At 62.1% G+C, this 2,820-nt stretch carries 3 protein-coding genes; all 3 read right to left on the bottom strand.

Annotated features, from left to right (window positions below):
• Nucleotides 1–628: 628 nt before the first annotated feature.
• Nucleotides 629–1,726 carry a DUF3419 family protein gene (locus tag GY937_14500; protein ID MCP5057912.1) on the bottom strand — a complete coding sequence of 366 codons (1,098 nt, stop codon included), beginning with the start codon at nucleotides 1,724–1,726 and terminating at the stop codon, nucleotides 629–631.
• Nucleotides 1,723–2,571: an outer membrane lipoprotein-sorting protein gene (locus GY937_14495; protein MCP5057911.1), complete on the bottom strand. Its 849-nt coding sequence runs from the start codon at nucleotides 2,569–2,571 to the stop codon at nucleotides 1,723–1,725. The genes GY937_14500 and GY937_14495 overlap by 4 nt, the downstream gene beginning before the upstream one ends.
• A partial coding sequence (locus tag GY937_14490) for a hypothetical protein (protein MCP5057910.1) occupies nucleotides 2,568–2,820 on the bottom strand: 253 nt, incomplete at its 5' end. The genes GY937_14490 and GY937_14495, both read right to left, overlap by 4 nt.

The raw sequence follows: 2,820 nt of genomic DNA, 5'->3' as shown, positions 1-2,820 counted from the left end.
GAGCTTCTCCTCGACGCTGAGAAGCTCCTGGGCGGTCGAGGCCTGGCGTCCTATTCGAGACGGCTTCCGGTTCGTTCTACCAACTTGCCCTCGCCTCCTGGTGGTCCAACGGATGTTCGCTTCCCACCGAGATGTAACCAGCTCTTTGTATCCACACAGCACATTCATCAACTGCACCTTCCCGGGCGTCAGACGCTCCGTTTCGAGCAACTTCGGACCGTTGGTTGGAATGCAAACACACCTCGCCTGCGAAGTCTCCACGTTCAACCGGTTCAGACCGAACGGGAACTTGAGCCCACGCGATACTCCCTTTGCCGAACCCGCATCGGCCAACCGATCACCACTGGGGCTTCTTGCCCCTGAAACTGGCTTGCCATGCCGTCGGATTTGAGGGCAGCCGCCAAGGTGGAGACCTGGACGTTGTAAGGCGAAGAGGTCGCTGGGGGAGAGGAGAAGTTCGGAACCGAGGATGCGCAATGGAAACTCCGGAGGGAAGAGCTTCATGGAACCACACGAGTATGACAGGTCCGGTCCTTCGCTAGATTTTCGCCTGGCGGGACGGCGACCTGCGCTGCGGCCAATCTTGGTGACGTAGCGCGACTCTACCTTCCAGCCTGCTGGGTAGGCGTCACTGAACCCTTGCGATTACCTCACCCGCTTCGAAGCGATAAATCACAGAGGCGTCCTGGCAGTCGAGGGTGCTGCAAAGATCGTCGAGCCGCCTCACTCGATCGACCAGATCACGGGGGATGTCGCGCCGGGCTGCAAAGTTGCGAGCGCAAAATCGGGATCCTGGCGGGATCCCCTGAGTGACCGAACGCAGGAGGTCATGGAATTGAGGCTCGGTCATCCAGCAACTCACGTCCGACAGGGACCACTTGACCGGGCCGGTGACCCGCGTTCGAGAAACGAAGTCCCGCAGATCTCCGCACTGAACATCGAGGCGATCGAGTCCCTTCTTCGCCTGCTCGAAGCCTCCAGGGCCAAGATACGGAGGCAGCGGACTTCGAGGCGTGAGGACGCCGTCATACACGAGCCTCAGGACGTAGCTCTCTCGCACCAGATTGAACGAGGCGAACTCAAGCAACCGACGAACCAGGTACGCCCCCACGCTCCCGTCGGTAGAGCGAAGGAAACTCGGATCCTGGGCAAGCGGGTAGATCACAAGCGGGTGAAAGAAAAGCTTCCACCAAACGAGGCCGCGATCTACGTGATCTCGATGGGCATCGAGGAGGGATTGCTGTGCTTCCAGTGACGTCGCTTGAAAGAACGGCTCTGCCCAGTCCATGAACCCAAGGGCCTTGATCCCCCGCATGAATCGGATCATGGCGGTCTCCGTGCGGCCCGCGAAGAACACGCCGGCTTCGATCAGGCCTCGGCGATTGTCCCAGTACTTGCGAGCGCTTCTGGAGAGCGATTGACGAACCATCCGGTATTGATCGAGACGGTCCGGCGCATCGGAGATCCCGAGGAAACCCTGGAAGCCTTCCAGGTCGAACGCATCCATCGCGGCGGCTTTGAGCTCCAGATTGAAGACCTGCTCGGGACGGCGGTCGATGGCGACGAGTCGCTTTGGACCCGCCGTTAGCAGGCTCAAGGCACGTCCGCCGCCAGCTGCAACTGCGACCACCGTGTCATCCCCCGTGATCTCGAGGGCTGTCAGCTCCGATCGCGTGTCCTCGTTGTCGGCGCTGTAGAGCGGCCGGCGTCGGTACCCATCCATCATGGCGTTGGCGCCTCTTTGCGCAGCCGCTCGACCAGCCGGTACAGGTCTTCGCCCGAGCGTTCGAGCCTCATCGTCGCGAACACGGAGTCTGCGATCTGGGGGTCGTCCTCGATCTTCTTGAAGATCACTTCCGTGGCGGCGTCTCGCCCGCGTTGTCGCACCCACATCCGGTCCGGCTTCAGGATGCCATTCTCCTCTTCGATCTCGTTTGCGGCGAACTCGAGAGACTTGATCGGCTCACCGGAACCGGCCTTGAACAGATCGAGGCGCAGTAGAGCTAGGCGGTCCCGTTCCACGGTTGCGATCACCTTGGCGTATTGGGAGTCGTCGGGTGTGGTTGCCTCCACGACGAACGCGCGTTTGCCTTGCTCGACGGCATCCGGAAGTCGCCGAAGCTCGTATCGGCGCCAGTCATGGTGTTCCAGGTCCTCGAACGAGAGGTCGCTTCCGTAGAAGGAATCCCCTTTGTGCCCAGCCAGGACCCTGCGCGGACGGCGTAGCTCTCGCTGGTAGACCCACGTGTCGTTCCTGCCGTCGTCCTCCTCGATGATCAGCAGCGTGTTGCCTCGGAGGTAGGGGGGCTCAGTGAAGCGCAGGAGCGTTCGGCCGCGTCCATCGATCTTCTTGTAGACGACGTCGAAGGAGCGGTAGGTGACACGGTCGCCGTGGCGGTGGATGCGGAGGGTCACGCTCCGTACGGATGGGTAGTTGAACATCCGGTCGAACGCGGCCTGTACGATCTGATGCGGGGACGGATCGGCGGCATCCTTGACGACGTCGGGCTCTGCGGAGACAGTGGTCCACATCGCCAGAAGCCCGAGGAATGACGCGATCGCGCGTTTCACCGCCGCCTGCGCCTCACCGCATCGAGCCCCAGCCGGGCGAAACGGCTGCGCCACTCTCCGCGCGTCAGGCCGAGTTCGCGTCGAGCGGCCTCCTGGTTCCAGCCGTGGCGGCGGAAGGCATCGAGGATCTTCTGTGCGAGCAACTGGTCCTCCGAACTCAGATCCGGGTTCATGGCCACCAGCGCTTCGACCAGGTGAATCCGCTCGAGCGGTCCGTCGCCATCCCTCCAGAGGATGACGTTCTCCAGG

The sequence above is a fragment of the bacterium genome, assembly GCA_024228115.1.
Taxonomy (GTDB): Bacteria; Myxococcota_A; UBA9160; order UBA9160; family UBA6930.
The sequence above is the reverse complement of the archived record's forward strand: the minus strand, read 5'-3'. Positions and strand labels throughout refer to the sequence as shown.

What these genes read in the sequence shown, in the direction of transcription:
- GY937_14500 (MCP5057912.1), bottom strand. Translation starts at nt 1,726, where the DNA reads ATGATGGATGGGTACCGACGCCGGCCGCTCTACAGCGCCGACAACGAG.